Annotated in this window: 19 protein-coding genes and 2 pseudogenes; 16 read left to right on the plus strand and 5 right to left on the minus strand. The window is 66.5% G+C overall.

The genetic code is table 11. The features are described 5' to 3' along the window. The first annotated feature begins 388 nt into the window (after window positions 1-388). Entirely contained in the window at window positions 389-655 is a 267-nt protein-coding gene (locus tag HYG77_RS36760) for a hypothetical protein (protein ID WP_244461583.1), read from the plus strand. Window positions 656-758: 103 nt separating this feature from the next. Here HYG77_RS36760 and HYG77_RS36765 read toward each other — a convergent pair whose 3' ends face one another. Continuing rightward, window positions 759-929, minus strand: a complete 171-nt coding sequence (locus tag HYG77_RS36765; protein WP_201453717.1) for a hypothetical protein — start codon at window positions 927-929, stop codon at window positions 759-761. A gap of 136 nt (window positions 930-1065) precedes the next feature. Between HYG77_RS36765 and HYG77_RS36770 the strand changes: the two genes are divergently transcribed. From HYG77_RS36770 to HYG77_RS36785, 3 genes are all read left to right on the plus strand, one after another. After that, window positions 1066-1779: a hypothetical protein gene (locus HYG77_RS36770; protein WP_159929457.1), complete on the plus strand. Its 714-nt coding sequence runs from the start codon at window positions 1066-1068 to the stop codon at window positions 1777-1779. Next, window positions 1779-2525 carry an RES family NAD+ phosphorylase gene (locus HYG77_RS36775; RefSeq protein WP_208964457.1) on the plus strand — a complete coding sequence of 249 codons (747 nt, stop codon included), beginning with the start codon at window positions 1779-1781 and terminating at the stop codon, window positions 2523-2525. Before HYG77_RS36770 ends, HYG77_RS36775 begins: the two co-directional genes overlap by 1 nt. A 1759-nt stretch (window positions 2526-4284) precedes the next feature. After that, window positions 4285-4959 (plus strand): response regulator transcription factor, encoded by a 675-nt coding sequence (locus HYG77_RS36785; RefSeq protein WP_159929451.1) that lies wholly within the window; start codon window positions 4285-4287, stop codon window positions 4957-4959. Here HYG77_RS36785 and HYG77_RS36790 read toward each other — a convergent pair. Then, window positions 4935-6353 (minus strand): HAMP domain-containing sensor histidine kinase, encoded by a 1419-nt coding sequence (locus HYG77_RS36790; RefSeq protein ID WP_159929449.1) that lies wholly within the window; start codon window positions 6351-6353, stop codon window positions 4935-4937. The two genes, HYG77_RS36785 and HYG77_RS36790, sit on opposite strands and share 25 nt — an antisense overlap. A 122-nt stretch (window positions 6354-6475) precedes the next feature. On the opposite strand from HYG77_RS36790, the gene HYG77_RS36795 reads away from it, so the two are divergent. Together HYG77_RS36795 and HYG77_RS36800 are read left to right on the plus strand one after the other, a co-directional pair. After that, window positions 6476-6964: a hypothetical protein gene (locus tag HYG77_RS36795; protein WP_159929447.1), complete on the plus strand. Its 489-nt coding sequence runs from the start codon at window positions 6476-6478 to the stop codon at window positions 6962-6964. A gap of 81 nt (window positions 6965-7045) precedes the next feature. After that, entirely contained in the window at window positions 7046-7492 is a 447-nt protein-coding gene (locus tag HYG77_RS36800) for a hypothetical protein (protein WP_201453716.1), read from the plus strand. A gap of 131 nt (window positions 7493-7623) precedes the next feature. Here the strand turns inward: HYG77_RS36800 and HYG77_RS40380 are convergent. Together HYG77_RS40380 and HYG77_RS36805 are read right to left on the minus strand one after the other, a co-directional pair. Next, window positions 7624-7725: pseudogene (locus tag HYG77_RS40380) on the minus strand (helix-turn-helix domain-containing protein); the annotation flags it as partial. A 274-nt stretch (window positions 7726-7999) separates the two neighbouring features. Continuing rightward, complete coding sequence (locus tag HYG77_RS36805) at window positions 8000-9001, minus strand: AraC family transcriptional regulator (protein WP_159929445.1); 1002 nt, start codon at window positions 8999-9001, stop codon at window positions 8000-8002. Between the two features lie 125 nt (window positions 9002-9126). Here HYG77_RS36805 and HYG77_RS36810 point away from each other — a divergent pair, with 125 nt between their 5' ends. The 10 genes and pseudogenes from HYG77_RS36810 to HYG77_RS36855 all read left to right on the plus strand — a co-directional run bounded on the left by HYG77_RS36810 (window position 9127) and on the right by HYG77_RS36855 (window position 20130). Continuing rightward, window positions 9127-9447 carry a 2Fe-2S iron-sulfur cluster-binding protein gene (locus HYG77_RS36810; protein ID WP_159929443.1) on the plus strand — a complete coding sequence of 107 codons (321 nt, stop codon included), beginning with the start codon at window positions 9127-9129 and terminating at the stop codon, window positions 9445-9447. A gap of 25 nt (window positions 9448-9472) precedes the next feature. After that, the gene (locus tag HYG77_RS36815; protein WP_159929526.1) at window positions 9473-10861 is read left to right on the plus strand and encodes a cytochrome P450; all 1389 of its coding nucleotides are present in this window, start codon (window positions 9473-9475) and stop codon (window positions 10859-10861) included. Further along, entirely contained in the window at window positions 10858-12060 is a 1203-nt protein-coding gene (locus tag HYG77_RS36820) for an FAD-dependent oxidoreductase (protein ID WP_208964458.1), read from the plus strand. Before HYG77_RS36815 ends, HYG77_RS36820 begins: the two co-directional genes overlap by 4 nt. 69 nt (window positions 12061-12129) lie before the next feature. Next, window positions 12130-13589: pseudogene (locus HYG77_RS36825) on the plus strand (cytochrome P450). Continuing rightward, a complete protein-coding gene (locus HYG77_RS36830) occupies window positions 13586-14311 on the plus strand; it encodes a transglutaminase family protein (RefSeq protein ID WP_159929437.1) in 726 nt (241 codons plus the stop codon). The pseudogene HYG77_RS36825 and the gene HYG77_RS36830 overlap by 4 nt, the downstream one beginning before the upstream one ends. Then, the gene (locus HYG77_RS36835; RefSeq protein ID WP_159929435.1) at window positions 14308-15837 is read left to right on the plus strand and encodes an aldehyde dehydrogenase family protein; all 1530 of its coding nucleotides are present in this window, start codon (window positions 14308-14310) and stop codon (window positions 15835-15837) included. The genes HYG77_RS36830 and HYG77_RS36835 overlap by 4 nt, the downstream gene beginning before the upstream one ends. Then, the gene (locus HYG77_RS36840) at window positions 15834-16670 is read left to right on the plus strand and encodes an SDR family oxidoreductase (protein WP_159929433.1); all 837 of its coding nucleotides are present in this window, start codon (window positions 15834-15836) and stop codon (window positions 16668-16670) included. Before HYG77_RS36835 ends, HYG77_RS36840 begins: the two co-directional genes overlap by 4 nt. Window positions 16671-16726: 56 nt before the next feature. Continuing rightward, the gene (locus HYG77_RS36845; protein WP_159929431.1) at window positions 16727-17794 is read left to right on the plus strand and encodes a BtrH N-terminal domain-containing protein; all 1068 of its coding nucleotides are present in this window, start codon (window positions 16727-16729) and stop codon (window positions 17792-17794) included. 80 nt (window positions 17795-17874) lie between these two features. Continuing rightward, entirely contained in the window at window positions 17875-19506 is a 1632-nt protein-coding gene (locus HYG77_RS36850; protein ID WP_159929429.1) for a fatty acid--CoA ligase, read from the plus strand. A 57-nt stretch (window positions 19507-19563) separates the two neighbouring features. After that, a complete protein-coding gene (locus HYG77_RS36855; protein WP_159929427.1) occupies window positions 19564-20130 on the plus strand; it encodes a PaaI family thioesterase in 567 nt (188 codons plus the stop codon). A gap of 191 nt (window positions 20131-20321) precedes the next feature. On the opposite strand, the gene HYG77_RS36860 is transcribed toward HYG77_RS36855, so the two are convergent. Further along, window positions 20322-20981 (minus strand): group II intron maturase-specific domain-containing protein, encoded by a 660-nt coding sequence (locus HYG77_RS36860; protein WP_159929425.1) that lies wholly within the window; start codon window positions 20979-20981, stop codon window positions 20322-20324. Window positions 20982-21068: the final 87 nt, after the last annotated feature.

Below are 21068 nucleotides of genomic sequence, written 5' to 3' on the forward strand. Positions count from 1 at the left end.
GATCGTCTCCAGTCGCCCGCTGTCGTCTGCGTGAATGACACTGCAAACCAGCAGAAGTGAGCCCCGGAGTGGCGGCAATCCGACAACCGCGGGCTCAACGCGCGGCTCCCGGCCGGGCGCACCACGGAGAAGATACGCGCACTGCAGCTATCCCACCCACGATCGATCACCGTCTCTGCTCGTACCCACGTCGCCGCGCACACCCCGACGTCGCCACTGGAGTCCGCGATTCCGGCAAACCGTGGTGGATGTCCGACCGAAAATGGCCGTACATCGCCCGAGAGGACCGGTCCTGAAGGATTCATCGCGCCCCCGTCTGCCGCGCCTTCTCGCGGCCGGAATCGCAACCCTGGCGACGCTGACTGCCGCGATCATCGGAGCACCTGCAGTGTCCGCGGCACCGGTCGATACGGTTCTGCCCGTGCCGGTGGCCGGCAACACGCTGTCGTTTCAGTATGCGACGTGGATGGGCATCTGCCAGGGCCGCGTCATCGCGCGAACCGACACCGCGACACCGGGTCTCACGTACTTCCGCATGGAGACCGGATGCACCGGGACCGTGCATTGGCGCAACCTCACCGCCGGCGCGGCCGGGGATGGGCATGGACTGTGCCCTGACCCGGAAACGTGGGCTGGTTTCCAGGCACGCGGGTGACGTGGCAGCGGATACCGGCCCCGGTGACGTCCTCGGGGCGCGACCAACCCCGTGCCCGCCGCCCCTTCACACCGGTGACCAGTATTTCGGGCCCTGCACGGCATCAGGTGGGATCCCACGGTGATCGTTCGAGCCTGTTGAGCTCGTCGAGAACCTGGTCGACGGCGGTGGTCGGGATGCGGAAGTCGTTGCCCTCCGAAGCCCGGAGGCGGTCACGCACGTAGGCGAGCATGGCGAGTTCACGCTCGAACTCTGTAGCGGTTCGGTCACTCACGGTTTCATCCTGTCCTGAGTGGGCGGCGATCGATTCATGACCGAAGACATCCGGGTGACAACTGCACGGGCCTCACACCTCGCCGCAACGAAAGCAACGATGTAAGATTACGGTGCAAACGTAGCAAGGAGTGCTCATGTCGACCCACCGATCGATCTCCCCCCGGCGACACCACAAGCTCGCCGGCTACCGCCTGCGCCTCGACACCCTGACCGGCCGCTACACGCGTGCCGGCGACCGCCCACAGGGCACTCCGTCGCCGGACGAACGGCACCGTTTGTCGGATCTGTCGACGCCCGAGCTGATCGACGTCGTCGCCTCCGAACTCGCTGCCCGCCCCGAGATGCACCTGGTCCGCAACCAGGTGACCGCCCTGCTAGCAATGGCACCGACGCTGACCGACCGCACCCAGGCCGCCCGGATCGGCGCCGACCTCGTCGACGACGCCATCGCCCAAGCCGAGATCGAGCAAGCCGCCCGCCGGCACATCCTCGACCACCCGATGCTCACCGCCGGCCAAGTCGCCGCCGTCCTGCACCGGCCCGCATCCGATCGCACCGTCGCCTCCCGCCTGCGCACCACCGGCAAAGTCGTGGCCCTGCCCGTCGGCAACAGCTACCGGTACCCGGCGTTCCAGTTCGACAAGGCCACCGCCGCGGTCCGCGAGACCGTCGCCGCCGTCAACACGGCCCTCGGTGCCGCCGCCGACCCGTGGGGGGTGGCGTCGTGGTGGCTGACCCCCTCTACCCGCCTACCCGAGGGGCAGACCCCGGCCGACCTGGCCGCCGACCCGGACCCCGCGGCCGGTCAGAAGCTCGAGCGCCTCGCCGCCGCGGTGCTGCCCGACTGATGCCGAACATCGAACCACCGGCCGCAGGGTTACTCCGGCCGGCGCATAAGACCGTGCTGACCGCCGGAACGGTGGTGTGGCGGGTACACAGCAGCCACCGCGACCCGCACGCCCCCAACCCGACCCCGCAACCCGACGAACTCGCCGGCGGCCGGTTCGACTCCCTCGACGGAAGCTACGCCTACCTCTACATCGCCGACAGCCCCGACGGGGCAATCGCCGAAACCCTCTGCCGGGACCTGCCCTTGGACCCTTCGATCGCCCGGATCGTTCCTTCGTCCGCCGTGACCGGCCGCACCCTGACCGCCCTCACCGTCACCCGCACCCTCACCGTCGCCGCACTACACGGCCCGCACCTGGCCGCGGTCGGACAAGACCTCTGGCTCACCAAATGCGAAGCCCGGCACTACGTCACCACAAGGCGGTGGGCGCACGCCATCCGCGCCGCCGACCCCGACCTCGACGGACTCGCCTACCGGCCCCGGCACAACGAAGACACCCTCGCCTGGATCCTCACCACCAACCCCGCACTCACACCCCACCCCGACCTGACCCTCGACCCCACCACCACACCCCTGCCACTCGACCACGGCCCCGGCCGCGACCTGGCCGCCCGCATCATCGCCGACCACAGCGCCATCCTCTCCCCCCACCTGAACCACACCAGCGGGAACGACGTCCTACACACGAACCGAGGGTGGACGCGTACCGACCGCGTGCCAACGGACACGTCAGAATCCTTGTAGGCGGTCAGTTCGCTCCGGTTGGGCGGACACGGTTTCTCCGGATCAGTGGACACGAGAATTCCCGGGTCGGCGGCCACGAAACAGCTGATTGACACGCTGGCGTAAATACCCGGGCGGGGTTCCTTCGCCCGAGTTGGCTTGGTTTGCCGCGCAAACCAACCGACCGAAGGAACCCCGAGACCCAAGTGTGCCAGGGAAGTGATGGAGATCTTGGAAGCCTACGACCTGACCCAGTGTGCGCATTTGGCGGCGCCGCTGGTCGGGTGCGGATGAGAAGACGGTGGCCCGGTATGTCGAGCTCCGCGACACCGGCCACGACCCGGCCGACCGAGTGCGCCGCGCACGCTCGATCGACCCCTTCCTAGGGAAGATCGAGGAGCTGGTGGAGGCCTCACAGGGCCGGATCCGGGCGGACGTGGTGCACGACAAGCTCACCGCGATGGGCTTCGACGGCACCGACCGCACCACCCGCCGCGCGGTCGCCGAGCTCAAGGCGACCTACCGGGCCGGGCACCGCCGAAAGTATCGGCCTGGGGGCACCTCCCACGCAGTGGGGGAGGATCCCGGAGCCGGGCATGTGGCCGGGAGTTCGATTGGGGCGAGGGCCCACGGGTCGGTGGCCGGCGAACCCAACTGTTCTGCGCATGGTTGTCGTGGTCGAGGTTCGACGGTCGTGGTGCCAGCGTGGGACCAGCAGCTCCCGACGTTGATCGCCTGCCTGGACACCACACTGCGCCGCATCGGAGGGGCACCGACGTATCTGCTGACCGACAATCCCCGAACCGTCACGATGGACCGGATCGCCGGCATCCCCGTCCGCCACCCCGACATCGTCTCGCAGGAAGACATTACGGCTGCGTCGTGCACACCTGTGAACCGTTCGACCCGGAATCGAAGGGCGGCGCCGAGTACACGGTCAAGATCGCGAAGGCCGATCTCGTGCCGACCAAGGCGAACCTGCTCGAGGACTACCCGAGTTTCGGCGAACTCGTCGACGCATGTGAGCGGTGGTGCGAGAAGGTCAACGCACGCCCGCACCGCGCGGTCGGTGGCCCCGGCCGAGCGGTTGGCCACCGAACTCGGCCGGCTGCACGTGCTGCCCGAGGACCCGCATCTGCTCGCCCTCGGCGAGGAGCGCCTCGTCGGCTTCGACCAGACCGTCAGCTGGGGCAACGTGCGGTACTCGACCCCGGACGGGCACCAAGGGGCGAAGGTGTGGTGCCGGGTCACCGGCGACGAATTGGTGATCGTCGCCCGCACCGGAACCGGTGTCGCGGAGATCGCCCGCCACCAACTGTCCACCCCGGGGAACCCAAGAATCGTCGCCGGGCACTACCCGCATCACCCCGACGACGGATCGGTGCTGCGCCTGCCCAAACCCCGCCCGCGGACCGCGGCCGAGATCGACTTCCTCGCCCTCGGCGAGGGCGCACACCGTTGGCTGACTGACGCCGCCGCCGGCGGTGTCGTCCGGATCCGCCACAAGATGGCCAGGGCAGTTGAATTCGGCGGTGGTACACCGGCGACCGCACCGCTGGTGCTCGCGCTGGCCGGGGTGCTACTGGGTTTGGCGACCGTCGGATGGCACCCGGCGCAGCCCGGGACGACCTCGCCCAGAGGGTCGACGTATCCCGGGTGCGGACCTGAGCCGACCCGGGCGATCGCGCTGACACCGGCGCTGGAGGGACCATGTGATGGTGGTACCCCGGTCGTACCGTTGGGGTCCATTGGTTGCGGGAATGTTGTGGAGGAGGCGGCGGTGCGGGTGTTGCTGGTCGAGGACGAAACGCGCCTGGCCGAGACGGTGCGCCGCGGTTTGGTGGCTGACGGGTGCACCGTGCAGGTCGAACACGATGGCGTCGCCGGGCTGGCGGCGGCGGCAGGTGGCGGCTTTGATGTGGTGGTCCTCGACATCATGTTGCCTGGCAAACACGGGTACGACGTGGTCCGGGAGATGCGTCGGCAGCAGGTGTGGACGCCGGTGCTGATGCTCTCGGCCAAGGACGGTGAGTACGACCTCGCCGATGCCTTCGACCTCGGTGCCGACGACTATCTGATCAAACCGTTCTCGTTCGTGGTGCTGATCGCCCGGTTGCGGGCGCTGGTGCGGCGCGGCGCCCCGCCGAGGCCGCCGGTCCTGAGTGTTGCCGGACTCTCGTTGGACCCGTCGATGCGGCGGGTCACCCGCGGGGAGACCCGCCTCCAGCTCACTCCCCGTGAGTACAGTGTGCTCGAGTTCCTGATGCGTCACGCCGGCTCGGTGGTCACCAAACACGAAATCCTGCAATCAGTGTGGGATGCCAATTACGAGGGCGACGACAACATCGTGGAGGTCTACGTCGGCTACCTTCGGCGCAAGATCGATGCCCCGTTCGGCACGGCGAGCATCGACACGGTCCGCGGCGTGGGCTATTCGATGCGGTCGGAGGAGTAGCTGTCGTCGCCGATCGGAAGGGTGACGACGAAGTGTGCACCCCCGCCTTCATGGTCGCGGACCTCGATCGAGCCGTGGTGTGCGGCGACGATTTCCGCGGCGATGGCGAGCCCGAGTCCGGAACCCCCGGATGCGCGGGTTCGGGGAGTGTCGAGGCGGACGAACCGTTCGAAGATCCGGGCCCGGTCCGCCGGAGCGATGCCCGGCCCGTCGTCGACCACCTCGATCACGGCGCTTCCCTCGCACCTGCGGCACGCGAGGGCGATTCGGGTGTGTGCGTGGCGGACGGCGTTGTCGACGAGATTGCGGACCAATCGGGCCAACTGCTCCGGATCCCCGGCCACCCGGACAGGGTCGACGGCGGCGGCGACCGCGATGCCGGGAAGGCCCCGGAGGCGGGCGCGTTCGGCCAGGATCAGATCGTCGATATCGACGTCGACGCGCAGGTGGGTCAGTGAGTCTTCGTCGGCACGCGCGAGCAGGAGAAGGTCCTCGAGCAACGCATGCATTCGTCGGGCTTCGGGAAGCAACGACTCGTCGACCAGGGCCGTGTCGATCAAGTCGGGGCGGGATTGTGCGAGTTCGAGTGCGGCGGTGATGGTCGCCAGCGGGCTGCGCAGTTCGTGCGAGGCGTCGCTGACGAAACGCCGCTGGGCCAGGTGCCCGGCCTCGAGCCGCGCGAGCATGCTGTTCATGGTGACCGCGAGATCGGCAATTTCGTCCCGAGCCGCGGGCACGGGGACCCGTTCGTCGAGTTGATCGGTCGAGATCGCCGCCACACGGGCGCGGATCCGCTCCACCGGGCGGAGGGCTGCGCCGATGAGCCGGTAGGTGGCGGCGGCGGCGAAGCCGACGACGATCGGGGCACCGATCGCGAGGAGTGCCGCGACGGTGGCCAGGACACCTTCGACCGGTTCGCGGTCGGCGCCGGTGACGACCGTGACGGGCCCGTTCGGGGACATGGTGCCGTGGGCGGCCACCCAGTAGTCGCGGTCGTGCCCGAAGTGGAGGTTTCCGAGGTAGGCGGACTCGCCGGGTGGCAGCGGGGAGGCGAGGACCGGTGACGACGGAATCCCGGTCGAGGTGGCGAGCACGTTTCCGTGGTTGTCGAGAATTTGGATGGCCCCGATTTGACCGTCGGTAGCGAGCAGTGATGGGTCGAGTTCCTGGGGTGGTTGGGTGTGGAGTTGCTCGATGATCTGGTGGGCCCGTGAGTCGGCGGCGCCTCGGGCGGAGTGTTCGAGCGTGCGGTACAGCACGAACAGAAGTGCACCACCGGCCAGCAGCAGGCACACCGTGACGGCGAGGACCGCGGCCGCGGTGGATCGCACCCGCACGTTCCAGCGTTCGGGGTTCAGGCTGCGGCGGTCCATGGTATTCAGTGTGACCGACACCGTGTCCGCCGCCCCGGCACCGGTGCGGTGTCGGATAGAAACACGCGAAAATCGCGGTATTCCAAGGATATGCCGGCACCTCGGACTCCGGTTTCGCCGCCGAGGTCGCCGCCGAACAAGCCGTGGCACAGCTGGACTACCTCGAAGACCTCTACCGCGACTGGAACGACGGCGGTCGCTCCGGCGGCGGCGCGGCCCGACGCGTCGACGCCGAGTTCGACCGGATCCGGCGTGAGCTCGGTGATCTGCCCGGGGTGGTCGCCCGCCCCTCCCGGCTGCGCACCATGCTCGCTCACCTGACCAAGACGCTGCACCCCGGGATTCTGGGTGACTGCTTCTACCAACGCGAGACCGCACTCTGCGCCCAGCGCGCCAGCACCCTGGGACGCCCCCTCCCGCTGCTCGACATGTGCTCGACCTGCCCCAACGCCCGGCGATCGGCCGTTCACCTGCCGCGGCTGACCACCGCCCGTGATCAAGCCCGCGGGGCCCTGCAACTCGCCGACGGCAAACCGCTCCCACCGCTGCAACAGGCCGCCCTGGCCAACCACCTCGCCCAGCTCGAGCACCTCATCACCCAGATCCACAGCACAGAACCGGAGCCAGCATGACCGAGACCGACCGCAAGATCAACGAAGCTTTTCGAGCGGCTGCTGGCCGGTCATCCCGAAATCACCGACGGCAAGCTCACCGTGTCCAACATCTGCATCGAAGCCGGAGTATCCCGCGCGTCGTACTACCGCTCACCCCAAGCGGCAGAAATCAAACGACGGCTCGATGAACCCCAAACAGCCCGGCCCGAACTCGAAGACCTCCGTCACCAGGTCAGCCAGCTGAAGAAGACCGAGCGAGCCCTGCGCAGCGAACACGCCGCCCAGATCCGCGAACTCAAGCAAACCATCAAGACCTACGCCAACCAGATCCAGGCCCTCACCCTGCGGGTGGCCCAACTCGAGCACGACAACGAGCAGACGGACCGCGTCAACGACAACGCCACACCTCTCAGCACCCGACGTCGAACCGCCAATGTCGAGGCCGGGTCCCTCCGCCACCCGGCCTCGACGAACGCCCCGCCGCGGAGCCAACTCGCACGCAACGACTCCCAAACCACGGTCGAGCATGAGACACCACTCGAATGACGCCGAGATCCGTATGAGACAGTCACCTCAACGGACACCTTGACAGATCACATAACCGAACAGTCGCGGCAGCGACTCCGCCTCGGCCGGACCCGCTCATCGGTCCCCGCGATTACCCGTGGCCGACCATGACCCCATCCGCCGAGCACGCCGTCACCGCAGCACGGGCACCCTATTTCACCCGCCGCCAAGCGCGACTCGACGCGGACAGGATCGACCTCTACCGTGACCATTGGGTGGCCTTCGCACTCGGCACGGCGCCCCCGCAGAATCTTCCCGGATGCCGGCGGGGGTGCCGTGCACTCATCAGTTGCTCGTCACACTGACGGTGCAGACGATCAAGAGCAACCCACACCCCGGTGCCGACCACCCCATCGGCAAACCCAGTGACGATTCACCACCCCGTGGTCGTCATCCCCAGAGACGGTCAACAGGCGGTGTCCGGGCGAAGATGTCATCGAGGATTGCTGCCAACTCCTTGACGCGGGACAGAACACACCAACCGCGTTATGCGTGCCGGAACTCGCTCGGAGAGCGGCCGGTCCATCGCTTGAAGGCGTGTGAGAAGTTGGTGAGGTCGCTGTATCCGAGATCCGTGGCGATCTCACTTATCGACATTGATTGGTCGAGTAGCCGCAGCATCGCGCGCTCGCGCAGGAATGACTGGCACAACTCGCGAAAGGTGGTTCCCTCTTCGGAGAGGCGCCGCTTGAGTGTGCTAGTGGATATTGACAGCTCGTCTGCGACCCACTGGCTACTTCTCTGTCCGGGATCCTCCTCCAACAACCGCCTCACCTTCTCCGAGAACGACGTGTTCCCGCTCCACTGGTCGAGAGTTCGCTGCAGATCGACGATGGCGAGTCGATACGCCAGGGGATCGGAGAACCGGCAGACCTCGTCGAGCGTGTCAGCGGGAACATGGAGGAAGGACATCGGGGCGTCGAAGAACAGGCGCCTGGCAAGGGCGTCCTCATCCTGAGCCAGAGAGGCCGGCGCTGGCCAACCCAGGTGAAGCGTGACGGTCGACACGTCCTCAACGAGCATGTCAAGCAATCGCAGTAGGACCGAGCCGCAGTAAGTGACCACCAGGCAGTCCAGATCCGGATCAACCGCGTGTCCGGTAAGCCCGACCATGAGCCCGTGGTCACTTGGATGAAACTGTGGACTTAGGGCCGTCGAGATCAACGGCAGATACGTGAGCAGCTCCACGATCTCGGCTACCGACCCTGCGCTGACCAGCGGGAGACTCAGCGGGCCGAAAGATGTCAACTGGGCCTGTTCAGCGAACGCGCGACCGAGCAAGGTTGCCTGGTCGACGTCGAGTTCGGGGTAAACCTCCCGAAACCACCGTAACGGCACCTGGACGTCACGTTGAACCAGCGCCGCCTCGTTGGTTCCTGCGCGAGCCATAAGGTTGCGAAACCGCGCGACGGCGTCTGGGTCGAGTGCTTGGCTTTGGATCAGTTGCACGAACGCGAGCGGGGGCACACCCGCTTCAATGAGGTTCACTGAACATGCTCCTCCTCTGAGCCGAACTCACAACTTTCTGACCTCGGCGAGCATAGCCGCAGCGGTCATCGTCGACGACGCTTTGACTAAGTTCCCACACCGAAGCACCGCATCAGGAGTTGGCTATGGCAGTTGTCACCTTTGTCTCCCACGACGGCGAGAAGCACGAGGCGTCTCTGGAGGAGGGCCAGTCGTTGATGCAGGTTGCGCTCAACAATGCGGTGCCCGGCATTGATGGCGACTGCGGCGGCGAAGCCGCGTGCGGGACCTGTCACGTGATCGTCGATCCGCAGTGGTCGGAACTGGTGGGGCTTTCCGGCGCGGAGGAGGAGGAGATGCTCGCGATGAACCCCGAGCGTCAGCCGACCTCCCGATTGTCCTGCCAGATGGCGGTCTCCGCGGGGTGGGACGGCTTGATCGTCCAGTTGCCTGAGTTTCAGATGTGACGACGAGAGAGACGGATAAGACGTGATGAAGATTCCTGCGGCAATCACCGCCAAAGTTCAGTCGACCATCCCCATGGAGCTGCAGATCCAGGGCGCACATTTGTACGACAAGGCCCGGCGATGGGCGACTGGCACGAACGGGGTGAAGCTCTTCGTCGAGGCCCCGATCCCGCCGGTCGAGGACGTCGAGCTTGCCGATATCGACCTCAGCAATCCGTTCCTCTACCGGCAGGGTCGCTGGCAGTCCTACTTCGAGCGCCTGCGCAACGAGGCGCCGGTCCATTATCAGCCCAACAGTCCGTTCGGTCCGTTCTGGTCGGTCACGCGGCATGCCGACATCGTGGCCGTCGACAAGAACCACGAGCTGTTCTCCGCCGAGCCGTTCATCATCATTGGTACCCCGCCGCGTTTCCTTGATATCGAGATGTTTATCGCGATGGACCCGCCACGACACGACCTGCAGCGGCAGGCTGTCCAGGGTGTGGTCGCGCCGAAGAACCTGCGTGAGATGGAGGGTCTGATCAGGTCACGCGTCCGAGACGTGCTGGATGACCTCCCTTTGGATCAGCCGTTTGACTGGGTGCAGAACGTCTCGATCGAGTTGACCGCGCGGATGCTTGCGACTCTGTTGGACTTTCCCTACGAGCAGCGGCGCAAGCTCGTCGAGTGGTCCGATCTCGCGTCCTCGATGGAGCAGGCCAACGGCGGCCCATCGGACAACGACGAGGTGTTTGACGGCATGCGCGACGCGGTTCGAGGTCTCAGCGCGCTGTGGCACGACAAGGCGGCCCGGACAGCTGCCGGCGAGGAACCTGGCTACGACCTGATCACCATGTTGCAGAGCAACGAGGACACCAAGGACCTGATCGACCGTCCGATGGAGTTCCTGGGCAACTTGGTGTTGCTGATCGTCGGGGGCAACGACACGACCCGCAACTCGATGAGTGGGGGTGTCTTGGCGCTCAACCAGTTCCCGGACCAGTTCGAGAAGCTGAAGGCGAACCCCGACCTGATCCCCAACATGGTCTCGGAGATCATCCGGTGGCAGACACCGCTCGCCTATATGCGCCGGGTCGCCAAGGCCGACACTATGCTGAACGGCCAGTTCATCCGCAAGGGCGACAAGGTCGTGATGTGGTACGCCTCGGGCAACCGAGACGAGCGGGTGTTCGATCGGCCCGATGAGTTGATCATCGACCGGAGCAACGCACGCAACCACATCTCCTTCGGGTTCGGCGTCCATCGCTGCATGGGCAATCGGCTGGCCGAGCTGCAGTTGCGGATCCTCTGGGAAGAGTTGCTTCCTCGCTTCGAGAACGTCGAGGTCGTCGGTGAGCCTGAGTACGTGCAGTCCAACTTCGTGAGGGGTATCAGCAAAATGATGGTCCGCCTCACCCCGAACACCGGCGCATGACCTTGCAGCGAGTCGTCATCGTCGGGGCCAGCCATGCCGGGATTCAACTCGCGGCCAGTCTGCGCCAGGAAGGGTGGACGGGGGAGATCATCGTCATCGGCGACGAGTCGGCGCTGCCCTACCAGCGCCCTCCGCTGTCGAAGGCCTACCTGGCCGTCAAGAGTACACTCGACGAGCTGGCGATCCGCAGCGCGGAGTTCTACACCAAGCAGGGAATCCAACTCCTGGACGCGACGGTGGAGGCGATCGACCGCTCGGCAGGCCACCTCTTGCTGAGCACAGGCGACGCGCTGCCCTACGACAAGCTCGCCCTGTGCACGGGCGCCCGCCCTCGACGGCTCCCCACCCCGGGAGCCGACCTACCAGGAGTCCACTACCTACGCACCGCCGCGGACGTCGACTTGATCCGAGAGGCCGCCGTCGCCGCGCGTCGGGCCGTGATCGTGGGTGGTGGGTACATCGGGCTGGAGACGGCCTCCTCCCTGCGTGCCCTGGGTTTGGAGGTCACCGTCCTCGAGGCGACCAATCGCGTCCTCGAACGAGTCACCGCCCCCGAGGTCTCAGCGTTCTTCGACCGGATCCACCGCAGCGAGGGGGTCGACATCCGGACGAGCGCACTGGTCGAGGCTCTGTCCGGCGACGGCCAGGTCCGCGAAGTGGTCCTGGCCGGCGGCGAATCAATCCCAGCCGACCTCGTCATTGTCGGCATCGGCGTTGAGCCGAACACCGAGCTCGACGCCGCCGCGGGCCTGGTAGTAGACGACGGCGTGCTGATCGACTCCCACGCGCGCACCAGCGACCCGGACATCGTGGCCGCCGGTGACTGCACGTGTCAGGAGATGGCCCGCTACGGCCGTCGCATTCGCCTGGAGTCCGTGCCGAGCGCGGGCGAGCAGGCCAAAGTTGCCGCCGCGACCGTCTGCGGGAAGCCCAAGGAGATAGCGGCGCTTCCATGGTTCTGGTCGGATCAATACGATCTCAAGCTCCAGATCGCCGGCCTCAACACCGGGTACGACGAAGTCGTCCTCAGCGGCGACCCCGCGCGGGACCGCGACTTCACCTGCTTCTACCTCCGTGCCGGCGTGCTCATCGCCGCCGACTGCATCAACCGCCCCCGCGACTTCATGTTCAGCAAGCGGACCATCACACAGCAACTTCCCATCGACCGGGCCGAACTGGTGCTCGCCGGCTCCGCCTGAGAAGACGGGTCCTTGGGGCGATGGGTACGACGACAGCGATCTTGACCTGCATTTCGGAAAGGAACGTTAGTGACGAACGTCCTCCAGCTCCCGTTGCCGAGGGGGGCGCGGGCGGCTCTCGTCGGTGCTCCTGGCGCCCCTGCCGAGTCGGGTCGACACTGCCCTGCGTGGGGCCAGTGACCAGTGGCCGGTCCAGGAGCTCGCCCCGACCCCGGCTGGGTCCGGGCTCAAGCCGGTTCATGGGACCGCCGGCCTTCCGCTTCTCGGGCACACCTTGGACTACCTCCGGTTCGGCTCGGACTTCACTCGTGCCAGGTACCAGCGATTCGGACCGGTCTCCCTGGATGGGCGCCTTCGGCACCAAAATGGTGGTCGTGGCCGGCCCGGATGCCACACAGAAGGCACTGACTACCAAGGCAAAGTCCTTTTCCCAGGACGGGTGGACCTATCTCATCGACGCCTTCTTCCACCGGGGCCTGATGCTGATGAGTTTCGACGAACACCAGATGCATCGACGCATCATGCAGGAGGCGTTCACCCGCGACCGGCTCGCCGGCTACGTCAACCAGCTCGGACCGACCCTCGAGTCCAGCATCCCCGGGTGGCCCACGGGCAAGTCCACGCGCATCTACCCCCTGCTGAAGAGCCTGACTCTCGACATCGCAACCGAGGTCTTCATGGCAGGGCGGGGCGGAAGCGAGGACACCGACGCCATCAACGACGCCTTCGTGGCCACCGTCCGCGCAGCGAGCTCGATCGTCCGCATCCCGCTGCCGGGGACCCGCTGGCGAGCCGGGGTCCGCGGGCGGGCCCTCCTCGAGGCCTACTTTGCGCGGCACCTGCCCGCGGCCCGCAGCGCCCAGGGCAACGACCTCTTCGCAGGACTGTGCCATGCGCGCACGGCTGAAGGCGAGGCCTTCACCGACGAGGACGTCGTCAACCACATGATCTTCTTGATGATGGCCGCCCACGACACCTCGACTATCACTACTGCCGCCGCCTACTTCCTCGCCAAGCACCCGATGTGGCAGGAAAGGGCTCGAGCCGAGTCCGACCAACTCGGTGAACAGGCCCCGGACATCGACGACCTGGAGTCGCTGGCGACTCTCGATCTGGTGATCAAGGAGACACTGCGTCTGGTGGCGCCAGTGCCGATCGTGATGCGCAAGACGGTCGAGGCTGTCGAGATCGCCGGACACCACATCCCGGCGGACACCCTGGTGGCCGTGGCTCCGGCGGGGAACCACTTCGACGAGTCGTGCTGGACCGATCCCGACACCTTTGACCCTGACCGCTTCAGCGAGTCGCGGCGTGAGGACCAGCAGCACCGCTTTGGGTGGATTCCCTTCGGTGGAGGGGTACACAAGTGCATCGGTCTTCACTTCGGGACCCTTGAGGTCAAGGCGATCCTGCACCAGATGCTTCGCAACTACACCTGGACGGTCCCCGACCACTACGAAGCAAGATGGGACAACACCTCGCTACCCATTCCTGTCGACGGGTTGCCAATCACACTGGAGCGCAGGTGAGGCAGGCGCCAGCGTCGTTCTTGGTGGCGACGGACTTCCTCGACATCGAGCACGAGGCCGTCCGCGCGTTTACCGCGGCCGCGATAGGAGATGCGAGCACCGACCGGGACAAGGCAAAGCGCCTCTTCGCCGCTGTCCGCGACGAGGTTTGGTACAACCCATACACGGTTTCGGACGATCCCGCCCACTATCGTGCGAGCTTCGTCCTCGAAGCCGGCCGCGCCTACTGTGTCCCGAAGGCGGTCCTCTTGACCGCGGTGTGCCGTGCGGCCGGTATTCCGGCGCGGCTGGGCTTTGCTGACGTCCGCAATCATCTGCAGACCGAATCATTGCGAGCGCTCATGGGCGGCACGGACCTATTCGTCTATCACGGCTACAGCAATCTCTACATCGACGGCAGGTGGCTCAAGGCGACGCCGGCTTTCAACACCGAGTTGTGTGCGCGTTTCGGTGTACCTCCGGTGGAGTTCGACGGCGAGCACGACGCCCTCCTGCACGCCTTCACCGCCGACGGAACCCAACACATGGAATACGTTCGCGAGCGCGGCGTCTTCGACGACCTGCCCTTGATCGCGATCCTGACCGAGCTTCGGAATACCTATGGACTGCTGATGGGTGCCTCCGCGCACGCGATCGCCGACGCCTTCACCGACACACCCACCAGCCAGACCCAGCCCGACGGGATCTCCCGCAGGTCTGACTCACCCCTGGAGGCCCGATGAGCACGACGACCACCGCAGGCGCTCTGGACGTGCGCAACCCAGCCGACGGACGCCTGGTCGCAACCGTTCCCGTGGATGATCACAAGGCCGTGAACCGCATCGTCGACGACCTCCGTCGCGCTCAGGTCGGGTGGGCCGAAACTGGCCCGCGGCAACGCGCCAGGTGGTTGCATCGATGGCGGGACTGGATCCTGGCTCACACCGATGAGCTCACCGACCTGCTGCAAGCCGAGACAGGCAAGGTGCGCCCTGACGCCCTGGTGGAGACGACGGCGTCGTGCGAGTTCATCACCTACTACGCCGATCATGCCGAGGAGTTTCTTGCAGGCGAGAAGGTCAGGTCCTCGGGTCTGCTGAGTCTGCCGAAGCGGCTGTCCAAGACCTACCACCCCTACCCGGTGGTTGGGCTCATCACGCCGTGGAACTTCCCAATCACCCTCTTCCTCATGGACGCAGCGCCCGCGTTGGCTGCCGGTTGCGCGGTCCTGGCGAAGTCCTCGGAGGAGACGCCACTGACGTGTGCGCGGGTCGTCGAGGGCTGGCACGAGATCGGCGCCCCCCCGGTTCTGGCGCATGTCGTGGGTGCCGGCGAAACCGGTGCCGCCGTAGTGGACGCCGCTGACTTCGTGCAGTTCACCGGCTCCACAGCCACGGGGCGCGCGGTCGCGATCCGCTGTGCTGAGCACTTGAAGCCGGTGAGCCTGGAGCTGGGCGGCAAGGATCCGGCGATCGTGCTCGAGGACGCCGACATTGCTCGCGCGGTGGAGGGGATCGCGTGGGGCGGTCTGTTCAACGCGGGTCAGGTCTGCATCTCCGTCGAACGGGTGTATGTGGTCTCTGAGATCTACGACGAATTCGTGGCCCGGTTGACGCAGCGGGTGCGGTCCCTGACCCAGGGCGCAGCGCCAGGAGACGAAGTCGGCGCGATGGTCACCTCGACACAGGTCGAGATCGCGGATCGCCACGTCAGCGAGGCGGTGGCGGCCGGTGCGCAGGTCATGGCCGGCGGCACTCGGGGTGCGGTCGGGAACTACTACGCTCCGACCGTCCTGGTCGACGTGGACCACACGATGACATGCATGACCGAGGAGACCTTCGGCCCAACGATCCCGGTGATGCGGGTCGCCGATGAAGACGAGGCCATCCGCCTGGCCAACGACTCGGCGTACGGCCTGTCCGCGACGGTGTGGACTCGCGACCACGTTCGCGCGCGGCGCATCGCTCGACGCCTGGATGCGGGTGCGGTCAACATCAACGATGTCTTCAGCAACCTCTTCGCCATGACACTGCCACACAGTGGGTGGAAGGCCTCGGGTATCGGTGCCCGGCTCGGAGGCGCCTATGGGCTGCACAAGTACTGCCGGGTTCAGGCGGTGACCGAGCCGCGGATCCCCGTCCTGGCGCGAGAACTCACGTGGTACCCGTACTCCTCCCGGCGTACGGCCATCGCCGGAAGAATGTTGCGCGCGGCAGCCGGTCGCGGCTTGCGGCAACGCCTCGGCCTGAACAAGGAGCACAGCAAGTGAGGACGAGCAGCACACGTACCGCCGCCAAGACCGTGGCGATCACCGGCGGAGCCCGCGGCATCGGCTATCAAACCGCCAAAGAGCTGATCCGACGAGGCCACCGCGTCGCCATCGGCGACGTCGACGAGGCGCGGCTCAAGGAGGCAGCCGACGAACTCGGGGTGGAAGTTGTCACCCGCCTCGACGTCACCGACCCCGACTCCTGCCGCAACTTCCTCGACATGGTCGAGGAGCACCTCGGCCCCCTCGATGTACTGATCAACAATGCGGGCATCATGCCCACCGGGCACGTTCACGAGGAAGACGACGCGGTGACCCGGCGGCAGGTCGAGATCAACGTCCTCGGAGTCATCTTCGGGACCAAGCTCGCCCTGCAGCGGATGCTGCCGCGGCGTGCCGGGCACATCATCAACACCGCTTCGCTGGCCGGCGAGCTCGCCGTGCCCGGTCTCGCGACCTACTGCGGCACCAAGTTCGCCGTCATCGGGTTCACCGAGGCAGCACGCCAGGAATACCGCAAGTCCGGGGTCCAACTGTCCACAGTCCGGCCCACGTTCACCAACACTGAGCTCGTCGCCGGAACGGCCGGAGCCAAGGGACTGCGCAACGCCGAGCCCGAGGAGATTGCTCGGGCGACGGCCGACCTGATCGAGAGTCCACGTCCCTTCGTGCGCGTCACCCGCCTCGCCGGCGGCGTGGTCGCGGCGATGAAGTTCGTGCCCGGACGGGTGGCCTCCGGGCTCGGCTCGGCCCTGGGCACGGACTCGGTGTTCCTCGACGACGTCGACATGGGGGCCCGTCAGGCCTACCTGGACCGAATCCGGAACAGCTGACCCTCCGACCTCCGACCTCCGACCCGTCGGACCGGACCTACTCCAAGGACGTATACATGCCCCGCAGGACCCTGATTCAGGACTACCCCCATCGGATGGGCGGGCACTGTGGTTCGGGTGCGATGCGTGATCTCCTGCATTGGCACGGTCTGGGGTGGGACGGACCGCCTGATGAAGGCCTGGTGTTCGCGCTTGGCGGCGCTCTGGGGCTGTCGTACCTCCGATCGAGCGACCTCGTGCCACCGCTGTACCTGGTGGGACGAGGCGCCGATTTCGAAATCGACTTACCCCACCGGCTCGGCGGGCAGGTCCAAGTTCTCACCACCGACGATCCCCGGGAGGGATGGTCCTGGGTTCGCGACGAGGTCGACGCCGGACGCCCCAGCCTCGTGTGGGGCGACATCGCCGAATTGCCCTACCTGCGGGTCCAGCTGCAAATGAGCCGGCACGACATTGTGGTGATCGGCTATGACGAGACTGCGGGGGTTGCCTTCGTCGTGGACAACGACCGTGCCGAGGTGCAGGAGGTCCCCCTCGACGCGCTAGCTCGGGCAAGGTCCTCGACGTCGTTCCCACAGCCGACGCGTCACTGCACCTACCGCATCACTTGGCCGAGCGACCTCCCTGCAGTTGCTGACGCTGCGGCAGCGGCGTTCCGCCAGTCCGCGGCCAACATGCGCCGCCCGTCACGGGCCAGCATCGCCGATCCCACCGCAGCAGGGGTCGGTGCCGAGGGCCTGGCCGCCGCCGCGGAGCTGGCCGCTGACGTTCGGATCTGGGCCGATCTTCCGGAAGATGATCTCGAGATCCTCCTGTTCAGCCTCGGCGCTTTCATCGAGAAGGCAGGCACCGGCGGCGGGCTGTTCCGACGCTTGCTCGCCGATGGCTGCGCCGAGGTCGCACGACTGACTGGTGACCGTGCCACCGCAGAGCTGGCCGTCGCCGCCACACGTTGTGCGCAGACGTGGACCGACACCGCACGCGCCGCGATCCAGCGCGACGCTGAGGCACGAACCAGAGCTGACGCCGTGGCCTTGACGGCCAGTCGTCTACCAGAGGTCGAGTTGCGTCTGGTCGAGTCCTTGGAACTCGCCGCAACCTCCCTGACCGCCGAAGATCACTGACCGCCCGCCGTTGTCTAGACGCCTGACGATTCCCTCCGGTTCGCTGCCCGATCGAATGCACTCAAGAACAAAGGAATGCCATGAAGAGCACGATGATGAACGTTCCGTTGACGACCACGGCGATCCTGCGCCACGGCTCGAGCGTGCACGGCTCGGCGACCGTGCGGACCTTGCAGCCCGACGGGACCGTGAAGGTCGGCACGTTCGCTGAGGTCGGACAGAGATCAGCCCAGCTGGCCAACGCGCTCCGAGGTTGCGGGATCACGAGCGATGAGCGGGTCGCGACCTTCATGTGGAACAACCAAGAACACGTAGAGGCCTACTGCGCGGTGCCCTCGATGGGCGCGGTGCTGCACACCCTCAACCCTCGGCTCACCTCAGAACAGCTCGTCTACATTGGCAACCACGCCGAGGACCAGGTCGTGATTCTCGATGGCAGCCTGGCCCCCCTCCTGGCGCCCGTGCTGCCGCAGATCACCAGCGTGCACACCGTCGTCGTGACCGGCGACGTGGACCTCGCCCCGCTGCGCCACGACGGGGTCACAGTCGTGGGTTACGAGGAGTTCATATCCGCTCAGCCCGAGACCTTCGACTGGCCTGAGATCGATGAGCACTCTGCAGCAGCCATGTGTTACACCTCCGGCACCACCGGCAACCCCAAGGGCGTGGCCTACAGCCACCGGTCGACCTACCTGCACTCGATGGCGGCCTGCGCCGCAGACGGACTCCGGGTCACCTCCGATGACCGCATCCTCACCATCGTGCCGATGTTCCACGCCAACGCCTGGGGTCTGGTCTATGCCGCATTCATGGCTGGCGCCGACCTGCTCATGCCCGAGCGGTTCTTGCAGGCCGAACCGCTCGTGCAGCTGATCAGTGCCCAGAAGCCGACGATCGCGGGCGCGGTCCCGACGATCTGGAACGACGTCCTGAACTTCCTGGAGTCGAACCCGGGCCACGACGTCTCCTCCCTCGGCTTGGTCGCCTGCGGTGGCTCCGCGGTGCCCCTGCACCTGATGCAGACATTCGAGGAGAAGTACGGCGTCCAGATCGTCCAGGCCTGGGGCATGACCGAGACCTCCCCGTTGGCCGCCATCGCACGTCCGCCCGCCACGCTCGAACCGCGGGAGCGATGGCGGCTACGCGCCACCCAGGGACGTCCGGTCGCAGGAGTGGAGCTGAGAATCGTCGACGACGCGGGCCACGAGCTGCCGCACGACGGTGAGACGGTCGGTGAGCTGCAGGTGCGCGGGCCTTGGATCACCGGCTCGTACTTCGGTGAGGAGGATGACGGGGAGAAGTTCCAGGACGGCTGGTTGCGCACCGGCGACGTCGGTCGGATCGATGACCGGAGCTTCGTAACGCTGACCGACCGCACCAAGGACGTGATCAAGTCCGGCGGAGAGTGGATCTCCTCCGTTGAGCTCGAGCTACTGCTTGCCGGCCACCCAGACGTTCTGGAGGCATCCGTGATCGGGGTCCCAGACGAGAAGTGGCAAGAACGTCCACTGGCCGTAATCGTCGTACGCGAGGGCAGGGAAATCACGCCTGCTCAGCTCCGTGAGTTCCTCGAGGACAAGGTGGCCAAGTGGTGGCTGCCTGAGCGCTGGAGCTTCGTCTCCGAGTTGCCCAAGACCTCGGTCGGCAAGTTCGACAAGAAGCGCCTGCGCTCCCTGCATGCCGACGGCGAGCTGGCCGTCATCGAAGACTGAGAAACCTCGCTCCATTGGAAGAACTTGAGGCAGGACGGAAGAAGAGGAGTGACACGCGTGGCGGGAGCACACGACCACGGCGACCAGCAGGCGCCCGCCGGCAGTGGCGAAGGGAACGTGCCCGGCGATGGGGGAGTGATCTCTCGGTGGACGGAGCACCTCGCCGGTCAGGACACGGTTGAGATCGGCCAGAGGCTGCCACCACACTCCCCGGACTGCGCCGGGTGCGGGCCCAACAATCCCGCCGGCCTGCATCTGCACGTGGTGCGCACCACGACGGGCGTCGAGGCGGTCCACCGCTTCTCCGACGCCCAGGTAGGTGCCCCTGGCATCGCGCACGGGGGAGCGGTCGCCCTCGCCTTCGACGACCTCTTCGGATTCGCCCTATACACGGTCGGATCGCTCGCCGTCACGCGCAGCCTCACCATCGAGTACCAAGCGCCGTTCCGGCTGCACCATCCCTACACATTCTGCGCACATGTCGCCCAGCGCGAAGGACGTCGGCTGCTACTCCATGCTGATGCATGGGACGACACCGGTCGGAAGGCAGGGTCGGCCGCGGCCACCTTCGTCGTGGTCGGTCCTGGACATTTCGTCGCGAGTACCGAGCAAAGTCCGCGGTAAGGGCGATTGAGGACCGTCGGAGGATGGTTGGGTCGGGAACTGGCGCGGTGGCACGTACTGGCGGTAGGTCGCGGAGCCGTTGGTGCCCAGGGGGTTTCCCTCCGGGGTGTTCTTCTCCGTGTCCGTGGCCAGGGTGCTCCGTTTCCAGCTCCCGCCCGTCGAACCGTGCGTGCGGTTCTCCCGCACACGGCTCACCGACGCCCTTCACCGGCGGTGTTCGGTTTCTCCCGCCAGGGCTTATGTGCCCTGGGTGCGACGACGATTCCATTGAGGGAGATCAGACCGAGCTCGTCCGGTGATCGGTAGACCTGGACGAAACCCCAGCCGCGGCCGCGTTGATGCCGTTTCCCGATGAACAGGGCCAGTCGCATCAACGCGTAGCGTCTGATCTTGTCGAAGGCGTGGGCGGAATTCCCGTATCGGAAGTAGCCCGCCCAGCCGCGCAGGAAGAGATTGATCTCCTGCACGACCTGCTCGACCGGAGCAGCCAGCCGCGCCCGCATCGTCATGAACCGGATACGGTCTCGGGCATGCTGCATTGCCTTGCGTGAGGGCCATCGAGCCAGGTAGACGACGTCACCGGTACCGTGGACGGCCCGAGACCGAACCAGCCGATGATGGAAGCCGAGGAAGTCCACTCCCTCACCCCCGACCGTCAGCTGCACGATCCGGGTCTTGGCCGCCTTCGGTTGCAGACCGAGGTCGGCCAGCAGAGCGGTCAACCGCGCCAAGGCGGCCACCGGCTGCCCCTTCGACCGGCACATCACCAGCGCATCGTCCGCGTAACGGGACAGCGTCCCGTATGCGGGACGCCATGCCCGGTCCAGCCGGTGCAGGTACACATTGCACATGAGCCCCCCGTTCCGTTCCCGGGACGCCTCGCAGGCGTGAAAATGGCATTGGGTCGCCTGTCCGACGCCGACGTTTCCTTGGGCTGC

Source organism: Rhodococcus sp. ZPP (assembly GCF_017656075.1).
Lineage (GTDB): Bacteria > Actinomycetota > Actinomycetes > Mycobacteriales > Mycobacteriaceae > Rhodococcus_F > Rhodococcus_F oxybenzonivorans.

What these genes read in the sequence shown, in the direction of transcription:
- HYG77_RS36845 (WP_159929431.1), top strand. Translation starts at nt 16,727, where the DNA reads ATGCCCCGCAGGACCCTGATTCAGGACTACCCCCATCGGATGGGCGGG.
- HYG77_RS36815 (WP_159929526.1), top strand. Translation starts at nt 9,473, where the DNA reads ATGAAGATTCCTGCGGCAATCACCGCCAAAGTTCAGTCGACCATCCCC.
- HYG77_RS36820 (WP_208964458.1), top strand. Translation starts at nt 10,858, where the DNA reads ATGACCTTGCAGCGAGTCGTCATCGTCGGGGCCAGCCATGCCGGGATT.
- HYG77_RS36850 (WP_159929429.1), top strand. Translation starts at nt 17,875, where the DNA reads ATGAAGAGCACGATGATGAACGTTCCGTTGACGACCACGGCGATCCTG.
- HYG77_RS36860 (WP_159929425.1), bottom strand. Translation starts at nt 20,981, where the DNA reads ATGTGCAATGTGTACCTGCACCGGCTGGACCGGGCATGGCGTCCCGCA.
- HYG77_RS36775 (WP_208964457.1), top strand. Translation starts at nt 1,779, where the DNA reads ATGCCGAACATCGAACCACCGGCCGCAGGGTTACTCCGGCCGGCGCAT.
- HYG77_RS36810 (WP_159929443.1), top strand. Translation starts at nt 9,127, where the DNA reads ATGGCAGTTGTCACCTTTGTCTCCCACGACGGCGAGAAGCACGAGGCG.
- HYG77_RS36770 (WP_159929457.1), top strand. Translation starts at nt 1,066, where the DNA reads ATGTCGACCCACCGATCGATCTCCCCCCGGCGACACCACAAGCTCGCC.
- HYG77_RS36835 (WP_159929435.1), top strand. Translation starts at nt 14,308, where the DNA reads ATGAGCACGACGACCACCGCAGGCGCTCTGGACGTGCGCAACCCAGCC.